The organism is Sphaerospermopsis sp. LEGE 08334, from assembly GCF_015207205.1.
Classification (GTDB): domain Bacteria; phylum Cyanobacteriota; class Cyanobacteriia; order Cyanobacteriales; family Nostocaceae; genus Sphaerospermopsis.
This window is the reverse complement of record NZ_JADEXH010000069.1, coordinates 1-19,037: the sequence shown is the minus strand read 5'-3', so window position 1 is coordinate 19,037 and position 19,037 is coordinate 1. Positions and strand designations below refer to the sequence as shown.

17 protein-coding genes and 1 tRNA gene are annotated in these 19,037 nt (G+C 38.8%); 10 read left to right on the top strand and 8 right to left on the bottom strand.

Annotated features, from left to right (window positions below):
* Positions 1-178 precede the first annotated feature (178 nt).
* Positions 179-781, bottom strand: a complete 603-nt coding sequence (locus IQ237_RS24505) for a thermonuclease family protein (protein ID WP_194059826.1) — start codon at positions 779-781, stop codon at positions 179-181.
* A gap of 16 nt (positions 782-797) precedes the next feature.
* On the bottom strand, positions 798-1,166 hold the full coding sequence (locus IQ237_RS24500) for a 2Fe-2S iron-sulfur cluster-binding protein (protein WP_194059825.1): 369 nt from the start codon (positions 1,164-1,166) through the stop codon (positions 798-800).
* A gap of 107 nt (positions 1,167-1,273) precedes the next feature.
* Here IQ237_RS24500 and IQ237_RS24495 point away from each other — a divergent pair.
* The 5 genes from IQ237_RS24495 (at position 1,274) to IQ237_RS24475 (ending at position 6,481) form a co-directional block, all read left to right on the top strand.
* A tRNA-Ser gene (locus IQ237_RS24495) sits at positions 1,274-1,360 on the top strand.
* 133 nt (positions 1,361-1,493) lie between these two features.
* On the top strand, positions 1,494-2,081 hold the full coding sequence (locus IQ237_RS24490) for an rRNA large subunit pseudouridine synthase E (RefSeq protein ID WP_194059828.1): 588 nt from the start codon (positions 1,494-1,496) through the stop codon (positions 2,079-2,081).
* A 492-nt stretch (positions 2,082-2,573) separates the two neighbouring features.
* A complete protein-coding gene (gene lpdA, locus IQ237_RS24485; protein WP_194059824.1) occupies positions 2,574-4,004 on the top strand; it encodes a dihydrolipoyl dehydrogenase in 1,431 nt (476 codons plus the stop codon).
* 154 nt (positions 4,005-4,158) lie between these two features.
* Positions 4,159-5,043 (top strand): indole-3-glycerol phosphate synthase TrpC, encoded by an 885-nt coding sequence (gene trpC, locus IQ237_RS24480; RefSeq protein ID WP_194059827.1) that lies wholly within the window; start codon positions 4,159-4,161, stop codon positions 5,041-5,043.
* A 289-nt stretch (positions 5,044-5,332) separates the two neighbouring features.
* Complete coding sequence (locus IQ237_RS24475; RefSeq protein WP_194059823.1) at positions 5,333-6,481, top strand: alanine--glyoxylate aminotransferase family protein; 1,149 nt, start codon at positions 5,333-5,335, stop codon at positions 6,479-6,481.
* A 342-nt stretch (positions 6,482-6,823) separates the two neighbouring features.
* On the opposite strand, the gene IQ237_RS24470 is transcribed toward IQ237_RS24475, so the two are convergent.
* The 5 genes from IQ237_RS24470 to IQ237_RS24450 form a co-directional block, all read right to left on the bottom strand.
* Positions 6,824-7,051 (bottom strand): DUF2949 domain-containing protein, encoded by a 228-nt coding sequence (locus IQ237_RS24470; protein ID WP_096566475.1) that lies wholly within the window; start codon positions 7,049-7,051, stop codon positions 6,824-6,826.
* 489 nt (positions 7,052-7,540) lie between these two features.
* Entirely contained in the window at positions 7,541-8,059 is a 519-nt protein-coding gene (locus IQ237_RS24465) for a DUF192 domain-containing protein (RefSeq protein ID WP_194059821.1), read from the bottom strand.
* 760 nt (positions 8,060-8,819) lie between these two features.
* A complete protein-coding gene (locus tag IQ237_RS24460; protein ID WP_194059819.1) occupies positions 8,820-9,428 on the bottom strand; it encodes a class I SAM-dependent methyltransferase in 609 nt (202 codons plus the stop codon).
* A 270-nt stretch (positions 9,429-9,698) separates the two neighbouring features.
* Positions 9,699-10,298 carry an MBL fold metallo-hydrolase gene (locus IQ237_RS24455; protein WP_194059817.1) on the bottom strand — a complete coding sequence of 200 codons (600 nt, stop codon included), beginning with the start codon at positions 10,296-10,298 and terminating at the stop codon, positions 9,699-9,701.
* A gap of 177 nt (positions 10,299-10,475) precedes the next feature.
* Entirely contained in the window at positions 10,476-12,065 is a 1,590-nt protein-coding gene (locus tag IQ237_RS24450; protein ID WP_194059815.1) for a glycoside hydrolase family 57 protein, read from the bottom strand.
* Between the two features lie 433 nt (positions 12,066-12,498).
* Between IQ237_RS24450 and IQ237_RS24445 the strand changes: the two genes are divergently transcribed.
* From IQ237_RS24445 to IQ237_RS24425, 5 genes are all read left to right on the top strand, one after another.
* Positions 12,499-12,699: a hypothetical protein gene (locus IQ237_RS24445; protein ID WP_194059814.1), complete on the top strand. Its 201-nt coding sequence runs from the start codon at positions 12,499-12,501 to the stop codon at positions 12,697-12,699.
* Positions 12,696-14,060, top strand: a complete 1,365-nt coding sequence (locus tag IQ237_RS24440; RefSeq protein WP_194059812.1) for a sedoheptulose 7-phosphate cyclase — start codon at positions 12,696-12,698, stop codon at positions 14,058-14,060. The genes IQ237_RS24445 and IQ237_RS24440 overlap by 4 nt, the downstream gene beginning before the upstream one ends.
* 264 nt (positions 14,061-14,324) lie before the next feature.
* A complete protein-coding gene (locus IQ237_RS24435; RefSeq protein WP_194059810.1) occupies positions 14,325-15,158 on the top strand; it encodes an O-methyltransferase in 834 nt (277 codons plus the stop codon).
* Positions 15,159-15,383: 225 nt separating this feature from the next.
* Entirely contained in the window at positions 15,384-16,712 is a 1,329-nt protein-coding gene (locus tag IQ237_RS24430) for an ATP-grasp domain-containing protein (RefSeq protein WP_194059808.1), read from the top strand.
* Between the two features lie 79 nt (positions 16,713-16,791).
* Positions 16,792-17,814, top strand: coding sequence for a D-alanine--D-alanine ligase (locus IQ237_RS24425; protein WP_194059806.1), 1,023 nt, complete (start codon positions 16,792-16,794; stop codon positions 17,812-17,814).
* A 243-nt stretch (positions 17,815-18,057) separates the two neighbouring features.
* On the opposite strand, the gene rsgA is transcribed toward IQ237_RS24425, so the two are convergent.
* On the bottom strand, positions 18,058-19,037 hold a 980-nt coding region (gene rsgA / locus IQ237_RS24420), incomplete at its 5' end, for a small ribosomal subunit biogenesis GTPase RsgA (RefSeq protein ID WP_194059804.1).

The following is a 19,037-nucleotide window of genomic DNA, read 5'->3' as shown; positions in this document are numbered from 1 at the left end:
GTCATTAGTCATTAGTCATTAGTCATTAGTCATTAGTCATTAGTCATTAGTCATTAGTCATTAGTCATTAGTCATTAGTCATTAGTCATTAGTCATTAGTCATTAGTCATTAGTCATTAGTCATTAGGTTTCCAATTAAAACTTTTGACTTTTGACTTTTGACTTTTGACTTGATTTGTCACCTATTCATCCGCCGATATTCACCAGGAGTTTGACGCATGGCGTTTTCTGGGTTCCAGATACCTTGTCCCATCAGTCTTGCCCAAAGTTGGGCATTTTCTAGGCGTTGATTGTATTTGTGATTAGGCGATCGGCCCACAAATAGAGCATACCCTTGTTTGATCACTTGTTCATTCAAAAACACCTGATCTTTCCACCCATAAGCCCAGATTTGCCCAAACCTGTTTTTGGTTTCCAGGTCAAACTCTAACTTGAGAGATTTTTTCCCGCCATCACCATCATTAATTAACTTTTCTAAAAGTGCTTTAGCATCATCCCCCCAAGGACGCTGACGTAAATCAGGCGCATCTAAACCGATTAAGCGTACTTGGGAAGTTATATTTGGTTGTTCTCCCAATCCCAGCACTTCTAAAGTTTGTCCGCTGACAACCCGCGCTACTGTGACTACTGTGGGTATGTTTGCTGGCTGATTTTTGCCTTGACAACTGACCAACAACAACAAACAAGATAAAATTGCTACTTTTTGCGCCCACATACCCAAACAAGATACTAAAGCAGCAATTTTAGCCTGTAAGTAGCTGCACCTTGGGACAATCTTCATTGTTTATTATTTGCCTCTAATCTTCATCTAAGGGTAAACCCGCTTTAACTTTGCCCTTACCAAAAAAGCGCCCAAACTGAAGTTCATAAACTTCGTCTTCGTCTTGTGTTTCTACTTCTAAATCCGAACGGGCATAACTCACACACAACAAAGCGTAACCTTGACGGCGTAAATCTGGGGATAGGCCAATAGCTTCTGGTTGGTAAATTTCTCCTGAGATTACCCTGACAGCGCAAGTTGTACAAGCCCCATTTCGGCAAGAAAAGGGCAGTTCTATGCCATGATTTTCCCCTGTATGCAGGATATAACGGTCTTCTGGAACTTGCAGGGTGTGTGATGCGCCTGTTTGGCGGTTGTGAACTTTGACTGTGTGGGTCTGAACCATCTTGATTTTTGCTAAAGAATGTGAGATTGTAGATTTATTGTAAAAATCTTTGATCTAATCATTGCATTTTTTACAGTTTTGGTTTAGAATGAAAATTCATGACACCTGGAGAGGTGGCCGAGTGGTTTAAGGCGCAGACCTGGAAAGTCTGTTTGGGGGAAACTTCAACGAGGGTTCGAATCCCTCCTTCTCCGTTTTTTTCAAGATTATTTGGCAGCACCAGGGCGATCGCCTTACTGCCTTGCTGAAATCTTTCCCAAGCCTGTTTTAAATGTGTAGGGGCTGGATTTTTAGCATCATAACTAATAACTAATGACCAATGTACCAATGACCAATGAATTTAAGTATATTATTTTTCATAAACCCTATGGTGTCCTGAGTCAATTTACCGAAGAATCTCCGCAACACATTACATTGAAAAACTACATTGATGTACCTGATGTTTATCCAGTGGGGCGTTTAGACTGGGATAGTGAAGGTTTACTGTTATTAACTAATGATGGACCGTTACAGCATCGTCTTTCTCACCCCCGGTTTGGGCATCAACGCACCTACTGGGTACAGGTAGAAAAAATTCCTGATGCAGAAGCTATCCAAAAACTATGCACAGGAATAGAAATTCAAGATTACCGAACTCGTCCCGCCCAAGTTAAGCTATTTTCAGAAGAACCTATAGTGAATGAACGCAACCCCCCGATTAGATTTAGGAAAAATATTCCTACAGCTTGGCTGGAAATGACTCTCACAGAAGGGAAAAACCGCCAGGTGCGACGCATGACTGCTGCGGTAGGATTTCCCACTTTAAGATTAATCAGGGTCAGTATTGGTCAATTACAATTAAATGGTTTACAACTAGGTGAATGGCGCAACCTCACACCCTCAGAAATCCAAGATTTGAAAAAGTCGCGTATTTAACTAATTAGGGTTAATTAACGGTTTGCTGCTATATAAAACCTAGACAAAGCTAGACTTTACTTTCTACTTCAACGGGAGCATGGGAGCGGTTATCCCTCTGTAGACCTTCACGCTGTAGCCCAACGCGATTGTGTTCCAATTAAGTTTCTGAAAAAGACTACCACCATCATTGCTTGGTTTTCGCGTCGGCAATAGTCTCAATTCAATACTTGATATCACCGTATTATATATCAAGTAGTGGATTTTTTCCGGAAAATATATTGATTTTTGTCAATATAAGTATAGTTTTGTCTATGAAATTGTCAACTTAGGACAAGCTCTAAATGATCGGGAAATAGGGTAAAATGGCAAAATGTCATGAAAAACCCATCATCCAAATATAACTATAATTTTAAGGTTATCCCCATTCTGAACACGATCGCACTAAGTGAACTGTTTTAGCGGGGGGAATGAAGTTAAAAATAAGTAGGTTAAAGAAACGGGGAAACTAACGTGAGTTCTGGATTTGATTACGATTTAGTGATTATTGGCGCGGGTGTAGGTGGTCATGGCGCAGCCCTACACGCTGCTCATTACGGTTTGAAAACAGCGATTATTGAAGCTGGAGACATGGGAGGGACCTGTGTTAACAGAGGTTGTATTCCTTCCAAAGCTTTGTTAGCTGCTTCCGGTAAGGTGCGGGAGTTACGTAACGCTCACCATCTCAAGTCTTTGGGGATTCAGATTGGTGGTGTAGAATTTGAGCGAGAGGCGATCGCTAATCATGCTAATAATCTTGTGTCGAAAATTCAAGGTGACTTAACCAACAGTCTCAAACGTTTGGGAGTCGATATTATCCGGGGTTGGGGAAAAATCGCTGGTTCACAGAAAGTCAACGTGATGACGGATAGTGGTGACAAAACTATCACTGCCCAAAATATCATTCTTTCCCCTGGTTCTGTTCCTTTTGTTCCTCCTGGAATAGAAATAGATGGTAAAACCGTCTTTACCAGTGACCAAGGTGTAAAGTTAGAATCTTTACCTCAGTGGATCGCTATTATTGGTAGTGGTTACATCGGTTTAGAATTTTCTGATGTTTACACCGCTTTGGGTTGTGAAGTTACCATGATTGAAGCCCTGGATGTATTAATGCCAGGATTTGATCGGGATATTGCTAAACTGGCAGAACGGGTTTTAATTACTCCCCGTGATATTGAAACCAAAGTGGGAATATACGCAAAAAGGGTAATTCCTGGTTCTCCTGTTGTCATTGAGTTAGCAGACTTCCAAACTAAAGAAGATTTAGATGTTTTAGAAGTTGATGCTTGTTTAGTAGCTACAGGTCGCATCCCCGTTACTAAAAATCTCGGTTTAGAATCTGTGGGTGTGGAACTGGATAAACGGAATTTTATCCCTGTAAATGATGGTATGGAAGTGCTTTCAGGTGGTGAAGTAGTTCCTAACCTCTATGCCATTGGTGATGCTAACGGTAAAATGATGTTGGCTCATGCCGCTTCGGCTCAAGGTATTATTGCTGTAGAAAATATCCTGGGTAAAAACAAAACAGTAGACTATCGCAGCATTCCCGCAGCAGCTTTTACCCATCCAGAAGTGAGTTATGTGGGTTTAACAGAAACAGCAGCCCAAGAATTAGGTTTAGCAGAAGGTTTTGAAATTGGTACCAGTAAGAGTTACTTTAAGGGTAATTCTAAAGCTTTGGCAGAAAACGAAGCCGATGGCATTGCTAAAGTAATTTATCGTTCAGATACAGGCGAAGTTTTAGGTGTGCATATTTTCGGCGCACACGCTTCCAGTTTAATTCACGAAGCATCCGCCGCAGTTGCTAACCGTCAATCTGTAAAAGATTTGGCTTATTTGGTTCACGCCCATCCTACACTATCAGAAGTGTTAGATGAAGCCTACAAACGAGCGATCGCAAGTTAGGTGATTGGTGATTGGTGATTGGTGATTGGGAAATAGGAAACAGGGAAAAAGCGGAATTTAATAATCCATGCCCAATGCCCAATGCCCAATGCCCAATGCCCAATGCCCAATGCCCAATGCCCAATGCCCAATTACCAATTACCAATTACCAAAAATGCAAATTCGTCGTCGTCAACCTAGTCCAGCTATTGATGTCTCTATTGTTCGCTACCAAGCAGTATTAGAGGATGCTGAACCAAATAATATCCTTGAAGAAATTGTTTGGTATAAAGAAACAGAAGTTGAACAAATGCGGGAAAAATTGCCGTTAAAAGAACTGCAAAAAAAAGCCCTTTCCTCACCTCCTACCCGTGATTTTGTTGCTGCGTTGCGTCAAGGAAAAACTAAACCTGCATTAATTGCAGAAGTAAAAAAAGCATCCCCCAGCAAAGGGGTTTTACGGGCAGATTTTGACCCGGTAGAAATTGCTAAAGCTTATGAAGAAGGTGGTGCAAGTTGTCTTTCTGTTCTCACCGATAAAAAGTTTTTTCAAGGTAGTTTTGATAACTTATCTTTAGTCCGTGCTGCCGTAGATTTACCATTATTATGTAAGGAATTTATTATTTATCCTTATCAAATGTATTTGGCGCGAGTGAATGGCGCAGATGCAGTTTTATTGATAGCGGCAATTCTTAGTGATCAGGATTTACAGTATTTCATTAAAATTGCCAACACTCTGAAAGTGGCGGCTTTGATTGAAGTACATAGTTTAGAAGAACTTGACCGAGTTTTAGCTTTAGATGGTGTTTCTTTAGTTGGTATCAATAATCGCAACCTAGAAGATTTTACCGTTGACCTCCAAACCACCTGCGAACTACTGAAAGCAAGAGGTAGTCAATTACAGGAGAAAAATATTTTAGTCGTCAGTGAGTCAGGACTACATACACCAGAGGATTTAAGTATAGTACAAACAGCCGGAGCATCCGCTGTACTCGTTGGTGAGTCTTTGGTAAAACAACCAGATCCAAAATTGGCAATTAATCAGCTTTTTGGTAAATAATTCAGGTGACAGGTGACAGAAAAGAGTTTTGACCAATTACCGATTACCAATTACCAATCAAGTGGTTTCCGATCAAAAATAAAGAGGAAAGGTGAAAAGGAAAGCCGAAAGCTGGCCTTTTTGCCTTTAATTTTTAAGTTTATGCCTAGAGCAGATGTGACTCTCTCAGGTACTATAATCTTCTGATGACAGACTGATTGAATTTGTAGATGAATATCTAAAATTTGCCATCAGAATTAAATCATCCTCACAGGATTTTGAATCTTATTGGATTTTTGGGATAGAGATAATGGACGATAAGTTAATGTTGATGATTCCTGGACCTACTCCGGTTCCAGAAGCAGCTTTACTGGCTTTGGCTAAACACCCCATTGGACACCGTACCAGTGAATTTAGTAACATGATGGGGGAGGTGACAGAAAACCTGAAATGGCTGCACCAAACCCAAAATGATGTACTGATGCTGAATGTTAGCGGTACTGGTGCAGTAGAAGCGGGAATGATTAATTTTCTTTCCGCTGGCGATCGCATTTTGGTCGGTTCTAATGGTAAGTTTGGTGAACGTTGGGTAGAAGTCGGTCAAGCTTTTGGTTTAAATGTGGAAGCTGTCACCGCAGAATGGGGACAACCTTTAGACCCTGCTAAGTTTGGAGAAATTTTACAAGCTGACACCAACAAGGAAATTAAAGCTGTCATTATCACCCACAGCGAAACTTCCACAGGTGTAATTAATGATTTGGCAGCTATTAATAGTCATATAAAAGCACATGGGGAAGCTTTAATTATTGTTGATGCTGTAACTAGCTTGGGTGCTTACAATGTGGCTGTTGATGCTTTGGGATTGGATGTAGTTGCTTCCGGTTCCCAAAAAGGCTACATGATACCCCCCGGTTTAGGATTTGTGTCTGTGAGTCCTAAAGCTTGGGAAGCTTACAAAACTGCGAAGTTGCCAAAATATTATTTAGATTTAGGTAAATATCGTAAGTCTACTGCTAAAAATACAACTCCTTTTACTCCCCCAGTAAACTTAATTGTGGCACTACACACCACCTTGGGGATGATGAAAAAAGAGGGTTTAGAGTCAATTTTTGCCCGTCATGAACGCCAAAAAAATGCGACTCGTGCAGCGATGAAAGCTTTAAATTTACCATTGTTTGCGGCAGATGAATGTGCTAGTCCAGCTATTACCGCTGTATCAGTACCGGGAATGGAAGCGGATAAAATTCGGTCATTGATGAAAAAGCGGTTTGATATTGCTTTAGCTGGTGGACAAGACCATCTAAGTAATAAAATTTTCCGTATTGGACATTTGGGATTTGTGAGCGATCGCGATATTCTCAGTTGTATCGCATCATTAGAAATTGTGCTGGCAGAAGTTGGCTATGACAATTTTACCCCTGGTACCGGTATAGCTGCTGCTGCTAAGGTTTTTGGATAAGGTAGGTGACAGGTGACAGGTGACAGGTGACAGTAAGAAGGGAATAGGGAGATAGGGATAATAAATAAATATCTTTTCCCTGTTCCCTGTTCCCTGCCTCTTCACAACAAAAGGGCAAGTGATTTGATCAACTTGCCCTTTTAATTTGGATGTCAATAATTCAAAATTCTCAGCATCAATTTTTCGATCTATCAAACTTTGCCCAGGGCAGAGTTGACTTGACATACCTTATTTCTCCTGAATTAGCTCAACCGTTTCATATTGAATTTGCATACAGTTAGCCGCCAGAATATTGACCAAAATAGTTACCAGCAATGGATTTTCTAGTATTCCATTGCTTACCTATGCAGTCTCCAACCAATCATAAATTTGTTCTAACTGCTCTAGGGTAATCAACCCATACTGCCACAGGATCATGGTTAAAGAGCCTGTATCCTGCTCCCGATGACGCAAAGCCACAGACAGAGAAGCGGCTGAGATCGCCAAATCTTCTTGGAGAAAATTAATCAAACGAGAATATCTTGATTGTGCCATTTGTATCTCACCTCCTTGAGTAGAGTGTATTATCATATATCCTTCCTTCATTTCTCAGTGATCTAAAGCCAGTATTTTATGTGTCACTGTGCTATGACTGAATAAATCCTCAAACACTTTCACCATCCAAAATCTAAAATCCAAAATCTAAAATCTAAAATCCAAAATCCTATGACTTTCGTATTGCTTGTTTCCCCCAATCTCAAGTAATAGGAACTATAAGTTAAATTGGCTTGATCCTCTTGAGTTTTTTGTGCTTAATGTAATTACATCTAAAGTATCCAAGATTCCATAGCCTATAGTCCTCTATTGATGACTATTTACACTTATGTCACAAGAAGGATTTTTCCAGTGAAACTTTGAAGTTGGGTTTTTCATTGGGGAAAAGCTAGATCCGATGTTATGATAACTGCTGCTAAATATTAACCTCTATATTTTACGGAATAGTTTTTTTACCAAAGTATCTTCATGAAAAATTGACAGATTCTTCACAGGTGACTGGGGACTGGGAAGAATAACCAATGACTAATAACTTGGGTTGAAAAATTCGATTTTTACTTTGTCACCTACCTGTAAACCTAATTCTGTAGCTCGTTTGGATCTAAGTTCAATTACTTGGTCTATTGGTACGTTAGGACCATAGGTGGGACAAGGTTCACTTTTACAGGGGGGTGCAGAAGTTTCAATATACTTAATTACCCCGTCGTGAAGAAAGACCATATCTAAAGCTACAGGTACATTCTTCATCCAAAAACTGACTGCTTGGGCTGAGGGAAATACAAATAACATTCCCCTGTCATCGGGTAAGGCTGGTCGATACATTAACCCCATAGCCTGTTGTTCTGGAGTTTTTGCGACTTCTAGGTTGATTTTTGTGCCGTTGGGAATGGTAGCTTGAGCAGATATTGGCAAATTTTGACCTTTAGGGGTTTGTACTTGGACTTGAGAGGTTGATGTAGTAGTGGGTTCGGCTGTGGTTGGGGGTGAACAGCTAATGAGTAAAACACTCAGGAGTAGATACAATACAGTTTGCCGACGCAACATAAGCAGTTGAAAATTTAAGTTTCTAAATGGACTATTGCTTTCCTCATAAGTTCCCTAACTAGGGTTTGCTGTTCGCGTAGCGTGCCGTTAGGCATAAATGTCTTTTCGTGGGGACAGGCAAAAGGAAAGGTGAACAATGGCAAAATAAAGAGCTATTCACTTAATAATGTGGTTTTTTTTATTTAGATTTCGATTTTACAGAAATTTATGCAAAATAGCCCGCTATTGGCAATTATTTTTTTTCAGGAGATTTTTCTGTGATGTGGCCACAAGTTAGATCCCCCCAACCCCCCTTAGAAAGGGGGGCTAATCAGGGGTTTTGCTGACTACTGACTACTGACTAAAAAGGTCTATATTCAATGGAGAAGTAAAGACCGTTTTCTTGTTTGATCGACTTTAACTAAGGGAATACCCCAATCAAATCGGGCGTTAAAATTTTGACCTACTAATAAACGCAAACCTACACCGACTCATGAAAGCGATCGCCAAATCCTAAAAGATTGGCGAACAATTAAGCTGTTACGCAGCTAAATTGTATAATCCTAATATTCTTAGCTCTTGTGGAACAGGCATACTTCGACTGCGCTCAGTACAAGTCTTGCCTGTTAAACTTATGCAAATTAAATGCACAACAGCTTATCAATTTTTATCTCAGGTTATTTTCCTGTAAGGGCGAAGCATTCGGAGGAACAATTATCAATTTTTGTCCCTGGTTATTTTCCGAATGCTTCGCCCCTACTGACTCCTGCTGTATGTTGATCTATTCAGGTTTTGCGAAAATAGTCAGTAATACTGGACCCAATAAATAGTAGTGTCCTAAACACAATAAACCAGCATCAGATCCTAGTTTTTGACGTTGTTCTTGATGATAAAATTTAACTCCAACTGGAGAATTTGCCATTAATTGAAAAGGTGATTTATTAGCAGTTATATCAACTAAATAAAAGCGTCCACCGGGAACAAGTACCCTGGCAACTTCACTTAAAACTTGTTCTGGTTGAGGATAATGTAAGAAACTAATAGTGTTAAAAACTGCATCAAATTGACCTTGAGCAAAAGGAAGTGATTCTGCATTCCCTTCAATATAAATTAAGCGTGGACGGTGCTGATTACTTTGTCTGGCAACCCGTAACATTTGGGGAGATAAATCTAAACCAGTACCGCGTAAGTCAGGAAATTGACTGGCTAATCTATTTAATAAGCGTCCAGTTCCACAACCTAAATCTAAAACATTGGCATTTGCTGGAAGTTCGATGTGGGAAATTAATCTTTTATGAATAGCTTGGTAAATAAAAGAAGGAAATGTCCAATCGTAACTTGATGCCCACCGATCAAATAGTTGTTTTTTACTATTGATAAAATTATTCATAGTTGTATGGGAATAGAAAATAGGTAAGAATTCAGGAGTCAGGAGTCAGGAGTCAGAATGCTTATGAAATCAGGAATAGAGACAAGTGATATTTTTTCAAAATTATCATAACTTACTTGAAAAGCCTTTATTCTTCTGACTTAGAGTATTTTCTATCCTGAATCATTACGACAATAGCAATATCTTCTATTGTAATTTGAATTTGCTTTGATTGCAGACAATCAAATACCCAACTTTTTCCAGAAGTCAGGTATCTTGTTGAATTACGAATTACAAAGTAGCTAAAAGTTCCTTTAATCTTTCATTTCCGTACCGAAATACAGACCAACCATCTCCGACTAAAATAGCTTGTACTTTGGTTAATGTTGCTAATCTGTGAACGGAAGCAATAGCTTGTTTTCGATTTAACAGCTTGTCATTGGATAAAATAGTTAAAGTATCTGCTGAACGCGATCGCACTAAATCACCAATAATCAAAGTTGTGTCCTCTAGTAGTAAAGCTAGTTCACCGGGAGTTTTTGAACCTTGAAGTTCCATGACTTTCATTCCTGGGACAAATTCTTCACCATCACTCAACCAGCGATCGCACGCTATTGGGAAATTTTCCTTTTCAGCTATCGGTGCGGCAATTTTCGCATAAGTTTGACTAGCAATTTCCTTAGCTGCTCGCAGATGATCCGAGTTTGTCAGGATAATCCAAACCACACCACCGAGAGATTCCAGATGATGCCAATCATGATTTGATAAAGCTACTGGATCAATTAATATATTACCCTCTGGACGAATCCAGGCGAACCCATTGAAATCAATATTTCTTGTCGGGTTAAAACAAGACCAGGTATATAAATCGGGACGGTGCAAAGATTTCATGATGATTCTGACTTGAAAACCTGCGATAGTTTGTGTCAATTAGGTAGCATCAATAATAATCTATCATTGATACTCACCTAATTGCGAAAATTTTGCAATTTCTGTTGTCACAACCACCAGGAATGGAACTTGATCCTCTCCGGGCTGGAAACCCAGAGATGGTCAAGCTGCGAAAAACTAAACGGGACGATAAACGCGATAGTTGATGCTGGGGAAAATGTTATCCATCAATTCGACTTTTTCCAACCAACCACTATCAACTTTACCGACTTTGATATCTTCATAGAGTTTATTAAATCTCATTAAGTGCGATCGTGTTCTTCTCACAGCATAAGGGACCATTGTTCCTGTCCGCATAATAAACGCCCAGTCAGAAGATTGAGCTAACAACAACTCCCGCGCTGCTTGGTTTAAAGCTTTCCATTGCAACTCATCCTCTGGTTCTAACTGGGAAATTTCAATCATCCGTTCCGCAGCTTTATGTAAATGCGGGTAAATCCAAGCATTAGTGTCATTTAACCAATATTCATGGAAACCCTTATAACCCCAACTGGACTGAGAAGGACGACAGACTTGTTGATTTGGGTTAGCTCGTAAATAATCAGCTAAATGGGTCATTTCATAAGTTCCCTGATCGTACCATGACTTACGGAACAGGTAATCAATAAACCAAGGACCTTCATACCACCAATGACCGAACAACTCAGCATCATAGGGAGAAACAATAATCGGAGGCCGTCCCATGATCCCGTGTAAATGTTCGGCTTGTCTTTCCCGATTATACATAAAGTTAGCAGCGTGTTCTGCGGATTTTTCCCTTGCCCAATAAGGATCATACAAAGCCTTATCAGAAAGACCTAAACCGCGTCCGGTAATTTTATGATATTTAATCCCAGTATTTTTACGTTGCCCATTGGGCATGATATAAGGTTTGATGTACTCATATTCAGCTTCCCAACCCAAATCCTTATAAAATTCCCGATATTCAGCAGCACCGGGATAACCCACTTCCGAAGACCATACTTGTTGAGAAGATTCATGGTCACGACCAAAAGCAGCAACACCGGGTTCTGTAAAAATTGGCGCGTAAGTACCAAATCTAGGACGGGGACGAGCGTATAAAATACCATGTCCGTCGGTGAGGAAATAACGCAAACCAGCATCCGCCAGCATCCTTTCCAAACCTTCATAGTAAGCACATTCAGGCAACCAAATACCTCTAGGTGCTTGACCAAAAGTTTCTGCGTAATGTTCACAAGCCACCTGAAGTTGCGCCCATACAGCTTGGGGATACATCTTCATTAAGGGTAAATACCCATGAGTAGCACCGCAAGTTATGATTTCTAGGTTGTTTGTATCTTGGTACTGCTTGAAAGCTGTTACTAAATCACCCTTGTATTTTTCCCAAACCTGACGAGCTTCATTAAACTCAGTGGCGTAATGTTCAGCCAAATAACGCATATGTCCGTTGTGGATATTGCGTTCCGCTTCTAACTCTATCAGTTCTTCTAATTTGGCTAAATGTTCATCATAGCGTTCCTGCAACAAAGGATCACGAAGCATAGACACCAGAGGCGGTGTCATACTCATCGTGATTTTAAATTCGATGCCGTCTCGCTTTAATCCTTCAAATACTTTCAATAAAGGAATGTAAGTTTCTGTGATAGCTTCATAAAGCCATTCCTCTTCTAGCACATAGTCACTTTCTGGGTGACGAACGAAGGGTAAATGTGCATGAAGTACAAGTGCGACGTAGCCTATAGCCATAATAGTTTTGGGGTGGTTTGTAAATTGAAGGTCGAGAGTTTGGCAGAAATTAACAATATTTTAAGATGATATCGGGATCGTGAAGGAAGTTTTATTAATCAAGGGCAACAACTGAATTTGAAAACCGAATATCCAACCGCAGATAGTTGTTTTCTAGCAATCCTAAGCAACTATTCTGATTTATACTATTAGCGTTGATTTACATATCATAAAAAAATAGACCTGTCAATAATATATATCACTAAAAAGAATATATTTTTTTGAATTTAAATCAATTCTGATTAATTTAATAAATACATAAACTTTACATAAACCACAAGCAACCAAAAAATGTTACTCTTTGTTAAGAACATTAATTAAATTTCAAAATTTACTCGTAAACCACCGCAGAAAATGAGAAAAATTAACGTTTAGTTACATTTTCGGTGAAAGTATGAGTAAATTTGCTACCCAGCCGACTGGTTGGCAAGATGCAAATGTTAAATCTGAAACATCGGTTCATCTGATTGATGTTGTTGAAGCTTTTGCAAAAAAAAAGGACTGTTCAAATAAATCCAATTTCTACAAGAACAGAACTTTTTTATATTCCATATTGACCAAATTACAAAAATCAGAAAAAGGCCAGTTAACATGACTCCACAAAGCATATTACCAACCCCAGATATTGCAGATAACATATTAGTAGAATCAGAAAAAATCGAAAATTCCCTAGTGAATGATACTATCAGATTCACACATGGGGAAAAGTACCTCACATCCCAGTGGTACAAAGGATCTGGGGAAATAGCACATAAAAAAGATGGTCGTTCCTTTGAAGTTGCTGCTACCTTCACATTAACAGCAGAAGTCAAAGTAGTAGAAGGAATTTTTCAGTTAGAAAACGAGATTTTAGCTAACATATACAATAGTCGTTGTCGTTGTGTAGCAGTCATAGACCAGACAGTTAACGAGTTGTATGGTGAGGAAGTTAGAAAATATTTTGATGCTCATGAAATACCATTAGAAATGATGGTATGTCGCGCATGGGAAACAGACAAAACCCCGGAAACAGTACACAAAATATTAGGGTTTTTAGGAAAAGATGGTTGCGATGTTTCCCGCAACGAACCTGTATTAATTATAGGTGGTGGTGTGTTAAGCGATGTTGCGGGTTTAGCTTGTGCCTTACAACATCGTCGGACACCTTATATTATGGTGGGAACAACAGTAGTAGCAGCTATTGACGCAGGTCCTTCACCCCGCACTTGTACCAATGGTAAACAGTTCAAAAATAGTATTGGTGCATATCATCCCCCCGTACTAACCTTAGTAGATCGGAGTTTTTTCCGCACCTTAGCAACTGGACATATTCGTAATGGGATGGCAGAAATTATTAAAATGGCCATTACCGATGATGCGGTATTGTTTGAGATGTTGGAGAAATACGGACCGCGTTTGATAGAGACACATTTTGCGACTGTAGACGCAGATGAAGAGTTAGCAGAAATAGCAGACGAGATTATTTACCGTGCGTTGTTCTCTTACATGAAACATGAGGGAACAAATATGTTTGAAGCATATCAAGATCGTCCCCATGCTTATGGGCATACATGGAGTCCTCGGTTTGAACCAGCGGTGAAGATGATGCACGGACACGCGGTGACAACTGGAATGGCCTTTGGTGCGACATTAGCGGTAGAGATGAACTGGTTAGAACCGGAACACCGCGATCGCATTATTGCATTATGTCAGTCTTTGGGTTTAACAGTGTATCATCCCATTTTGGAAGACATGGAGATCATGATCGAAGGTCAGAAAAATATGCGTCGGAAGCGGGGAGATGGTGGACTTTGGGCCCCTGTTCCCAGAGGTGGGATAGGTGCGTGTGACTATATTCAAGAAGTTGAACCGGAGTTGTTAGAAGCAGCAGTAAAAGCACATAAGGCTGTTTGTAGTAATTTAGCAAATCACGGTGCTGGTGTGGAAATGTATTTGAAAGATTTGGGTTTGGAATAATAGTAATTAGCTATCAGCTATCAGCAGTCAGCTTTTAACTCATAGTTGAAGCAAAAACCAGTAATTACAGCAATTTTCAGGTAAATGAACCACATTTTTATTTAAATCTCACGCAAAGTCGCAAAGACGCAAAGGAAGAAAGGAAGAGAACAAGAAAGATGTGGTAGAAATACATGAAAACTGCTGTAATAATACCATGATTTATTCAATAATCTGACTCCTCACTCCTGACTCCTGACTCCTGACTCCTGACTCCTAAAAAAAATGACTGAAACACTAACAAAAATCAACAAACCTAGACCTGTTACCCCCTTGGGTATTTTGGTGGAAGAACTAGAAATAACATTGAAAATAGCGAAACAAGAAAATGTTTCTGTTGAACTTTTAAACTCTTTAGAAAAGGTGTATGATTTAGCAGCAGGAATAGATCCATATTTGGAAGATAATACTACAAAAGAATCTCCAAAATTAGCAGCACTAGCGAAAAGAACTGCTGAAGAAGATTGGAGTAAGAGATTTGATGATGGTGAAACAGTTCGTCAGTTAGAACAAGAAATGTTATCTGGTCATATTGAAGGACAAACTTTAAAAATGTTTGTGTCCATGACTAAAGCAAAACGCATTTTAGAAATAGGAATGTTTACGGGATATTCTGCTTTAGCAATGGCAGAAGCATTACCGATAGATGGTGATATAATTGCTTGTGAAGTGGATGAATATGTATCAGAATTTGCGAAGGAATGTTTTGAAAATTCAGAACATGGTAAAAAAATTAAAGTGGTAACTGCACCTGCAATAGAAACCTTAAAGAAATTAATTGCAGATGGAGAAACCTTTGATTTAGTTTTCATAGATGCTGATAAACCAGGATATGTAGATTATTTCAACCTGTTAATAGAAACCAACCTATTAGCAAAGGATGGATTTATATGTGTAGATAACACATTATTACAAGGACAACCATATTTACCCAAAGAAAAAAGAACACAAAACGGAGAAGCAATAGCGAAATTTAATCAAACAGTCACCCAAGATCCCAGAGTAGAACAAGTCATATTACCATTAAGAGACGGTTTAACAATCATCAAAAGAAAATAAAAAATTGAATATTCAGATCCCCGACTTCTCAGAAAAACAATCATAAAATAAGATAATTAAACAAAGAAATCGGGGATCTTAAACTTAAACCCAACAAAAAATCTCTCTTAAACCTCTTACCTTCGCTTCCTTCGTTCCTTCGTGGTTCAATCAAAAAAAGACATAAACACCAAAAAACCTTCTTAAACCTCTGCGTTCTCTGCGTCTCTGCGTGAGATAAAAAACATGAAAAAAATCACCGCATTTTTTCAAAACATAGGAACATTAACATTACTCCTGATAATGTTCCCCATCAACCTCACCCTAGTCATCACCGCATTTATCACCAACATCATCACCCTACCATTTCAAAAAAAAATCACCTGTGAAAACCCCAAAAAAATCCTATTAACAGGTGGTAAAATGACAAAATCATTACAACTTGCGAGGTCATTTCATCGCGCAGGACATCAAGTATTTATGGTAGAAACCCATAAATATTGGTTATCAGGACATCAATTTTCTAACGCAGTTAAAAACTTCTTCACAGTACCCGCACCGGAAAAAGATCCAGAAGGATATTGTCAAAGTTTATTAGAAATAGTAAAACGAGAAAAAATAGATGTATTTATTCCCGTTTCCAGTCCCGTTGCAAGTTATTATGACTCCTTAGCAAAACCAATATTATCACCTTATTGTGAAGTATTTCATTTTGATCCAGAAATGACAAAAACCCTAGATGATAAATTTAGTTTATGTGAACAAGCGCGAGTTTTAGGTTTAACTGCACCCAAGGTATTTTTAATAACTTCCCCTGAAGAAATTATCAACTTTGATTTTTCCCAAGAACAAAATCCTTACATTATTAAGAGTATTCAATATGATTCTGTGACTCGTTTAGATATGACGAAATTTCCCTTTGAAGGAATGGAAGAATATGTAAAAAAATTGCCTATTAGTAAAGAAAGACCTTGGGTAATGCAGGAATTTATTAAAGGTCAAGAATATTGTACCCATAGTACAGTCAGAGATGGAGAAATTCGTTTACATTGCTGTTCTCAATCTTCACCTTTTCAGGTAAATTATGAACAGGTTGACAACCCAGAAATATTTAATTGGGTGCAAAAATTTGTCAAAGAATTAAATTTAACTGGACAAATTTCTTTTGACTTTATTCAAACAGCAGACGGAAAAGTTTACCCCATTGAATGTAACCCCCGCACTCACACCGCTATTACCATGTTTCATGATCATCCAGGGTTAGCAGATGCGTATTTAGAACCTGGTAAAAATCAAACTCATATAGAACCTTTACCAAGTAGTAAACCAACTTATTGGTTATATCATGAATTGTGGAGAATCACCGGAATTAGGTCTTTTAATGATTTAACAAACTGGTTAAATAAAGTGATTAAAGGTAAAGATGCAATGTTAGATAAAGATGATCCTTTACCATTTTTGATGGTGCATCATTGGCAAATTGTTTTGTTATTGTTGCAAAATCTGGTAAAATTAAAAGGATGGGTAAGAATAGATTTCAATATTGGGAAATTAGTGGAAATTGGTGGAGATTAAATAATTCGTAATATTTCCTGCGGAAACGCTACGCGAACGTAATTTGAAAACTTCGGAAATTTAGAACTTCTCAAAAAATATGTCAAAACTTAACCTTCTTTACCTAACAGGTTCAGCAGAAAGTGATTTTTTCTGTAATTTATCACGACTTTATGCTCAAGATTCAATTCAGGCGATCGCAAATAACCCAAACTATGATATTCTGATTGCATATATTACACCAGATCATCAGTGGAGATTTCCCCATTCTTTGAGTTTTGAAGATATCGCAGCTAGTCAAAGTTTACCCCTATCCGATGCTATAGCTTGGATAACGACAAAAAACATTGATGTAGTCATACCCCAGATGTTTTGTATACCGGGAATGACCCATTACCGCGCTTTATGTGATGTGTTAAAAATTCGCTATATAGGTAATACCCCGGAAGTCATGGCCATAACCGCGAATAAAGCGAAAGCTAAAGCCATTGTAGCAGCAGCAGGGGTAAAAGTTCCTCGCGGTGAGGTTTTGCGTCTTGGAGACATTCCCACCATTGCACCCAAAACAGTAGTAAAACCCGCAACCTCAGATAACTCATTAGGAGTGAGTTTAGTCAAAGATATTCAAGAATACGAAACCGCATTAAAAGAAGCATTTCAATATTCAGAACAAGTAATAGTAGAAGAATATATAGAATTAGGTCGAGAAGTGAGATGTGGGATCATAGAAAAAGAGGGAGAATTAATAGGTTTACCCCTAGAAGAATATTTAGTAGACTCCAAAAATAAACCTGTGAGAGACTATGCTGATAAACTGAAAATAGGGGATGATGGTAACTTACATTTAACAGCGAAAGATGGTGTAAAAGCTTGGATTGTAGATACAAAAGATCCTATCACAGAAAAAGTACAAACAGCAGCAAAAAAATGTCATCAAGCATTAGGATGTCGCCATTATAGCTTATTTGATTTTCGCATAGATCCAAATGGAGAACCTTACTTTTTAGAAGCTGGTTTATATTGTTCATTTTCTCCTAAAAGCGTCATTCCTTGTATGGCCAAAAATGCAGGAATTTCTCTAGATGAGTTGTTAGAAATAGCAATAAAAGAAACATTAAAATGAGGAGTCAGGAGTCAGGAGTCAGGAGTCAGGAGAGAGAATAAAAAAGAAGTAAAGAAAAAAGAAAAACCCTAAAAAACCTCTTACCTTCGCGTCCTTTGCGTTCTTCGTGGTTCAATAAAAAAAGAAACAAACACCAAACAGAAAAACCCTCAAAAACTTCTTATCTTCGCTCCCTTCGTGTCTTCGTGGTTCAATAAAAAAAGAAACAAACACCAAACAGAAAAACCCTAAAAAACCTCTTACCTACTCCTCACCATCTAAATCTAAATCTTGTAAACTTTGCACCTGAACCCGACGAGAAACCCGACGATACTTCTTACTTTCCAACTTAGGTTCATACTTACTTTCACCCTTACCCTTAGCTTTCACCTTAACAGTAGACTCAGGATCAGCTTGTTCTTTAAGATAAGTTTGATAAGCGATCGCATCATTTAAAAAATCCAAATAATGCTCATATCTCTCCCAGTCACTACCCACCATACACCCTGGTTCATCTCGATGTAAACAATCACTAAACCGACAACTTCCACCTTCTAAACGTCTTCTCGCTTCCGGGAAATAATAGATTAAATCTTCAGGAAGACAACTTAAATCAGGTTGATTAAAACCAGGAGTATCAGCTAACAAACCACCATCAGGAAGTTCAAATAATTCCACATGACGGGTAGTGTGACGACCACGAGCTAACTTACCAGAAACCTCACCCACCCGCAAATTAGCATCAGGAATTAACATATTAATTACACTGGATTTTCCCACACCAGAAGGACCAGCAATCACAGTAATTTTATTGTTTAAATATTTCGCAACTTCATTAATATTAATTTGATTTTGCACACTAATAAAAATTGGTTGATAACCCCAAATTTGGAGGCGATCGCTAATTTCCTGTCGTTCTTCTTCTGTAATTAAATCACATTTATTCAAGCATAATAAAACATCTACCCCTGTAGATTCAGCCTTAATCAAAAACCTGCTCAACTGAAAAGGTTCTAAAGGAGGATCAGCAACCGCAAAAACCAAAAGAATTTGATTCACATTAGCGATCGCCGGTCGATCTAACTCACTTTGTCTTGGTAAAACATCAGCGATCGCCCCTCGTCCCCCCGTCCAGTCCGGTTCTTCAATAACCACGCGATCGCCAACCATCACCTGTTGACCGATCTTCTTTAACCGAGTTCTGCGAGTACAGAGGAGACTGGGGACTGGGGACTGGGGACTGG

Excerpts from the sequence above, each read along its gene's own strand:
- IQ237_RS24505 (WP_194059826.1), bottom strand. The coding sequence starts at position 781 with ATGAAGATTGTCCCAAGGTGCAGCTACTTACAGGCTAAAATTGCTGCT.
- IQ237_RS24500 (WP_194059825.1), bottom strand. The coding sequence starts at position 1,166 with ATGGTTCAGACCCACACAGTCAAAGTTCACAACCGCCAAACAGGCGCA.
- IQ237_RS24490 (WP_194059828.1), top strand. The coding sequence starts at position 1,494 with ATGACCAATGAATTTAAGTATATTATTTTTCATAAACCCTATGGTGTC.
- trpC (WP_194059827.1), top strand. The coding sequence starts at position 4,159 with ATGCAAATTCGTCGTCGTCAACCTAGTCCAGCTATTGATGTCTCTATT.
- IQ237_RS24475 (WP_194059823.1), top strand. The coding sequence starts at position 5,333 with ATGGACGATAAGTTAATGTTGATGATTCCTGGACCTACTCCGGTTCCA.
- IQ237_RS24470 (WP_096566475.1), bottom strand. The coding sequence starts at position 7,051 with ATGATAATACACTCTACTCAAGGAGGTGAGATACAAATGGCACAATCA.
- IQ237_RS24465 (WP_194059821.1), bottom strand. The coding sequence starts at position 8,059 with ATGTTGCGTCGGCAAACTGTATTGTATCTACTCCTGAGTGTTTTACTC.
- IQ237_RS24460 (WP_194059819.1), bottom strand. The coding sequence starts at position 9,428 with ATGAATAATTTTATCAATAGTAAAAAACAACTATTTGATCGGTGGGCA.
- IQ237_RS24455 (WP_194059817.1), bottom strand. The coding sequence starts at position 10,298 with ATGAAATCTTTGCACCGTCCCGATTTATATACCTGGTCTTGTTTTAAC.
- IQ237_RS24450 (WP_194059815.1), bottom strand. The coding sequence starts at position 12,065 with ATGGCTATAGGCTACGTCGCACTTGTACTTCATGCACATTTACCCTTC.
- IQ237_RS24445 (WP_194059814.1), top strand. The coding sequence starts at position 12,499 with ATGAGTAAATTTGCTACCCAGCCGACTGGTTGGCAAGATGCAAATGTT.
- IQ237_RS24440 (WP_194059812.1), top strand. The coding sequence starts at position 12,696 with ATGACTCCACAAAGCATATTACCAACCCCAGATATTGCAGATAACATA.
- IQ237_RS24435 (WP_194059810.1), top strand. The coding sequence starts at position 14,325 with ATGACTGAAACACTAACAAAAATCAACAAACCTAGACCTGTTACCCCC.
- IQ237_RS24430 (WP_194059808.1), top strand. The coding sequence starts at position 15,384 with ATGAAAAAAATCACCGCATTTTTTCAAAACATAGGAACATTAACATTA.
- IQ237_RS24425 (WP_194059806.1), top strand. The coding sequence starts at position 16,792 with ATGTCAAAACTTAACCTTCTTTACCTAACAGGTTCAGCAGAAAGTGAT.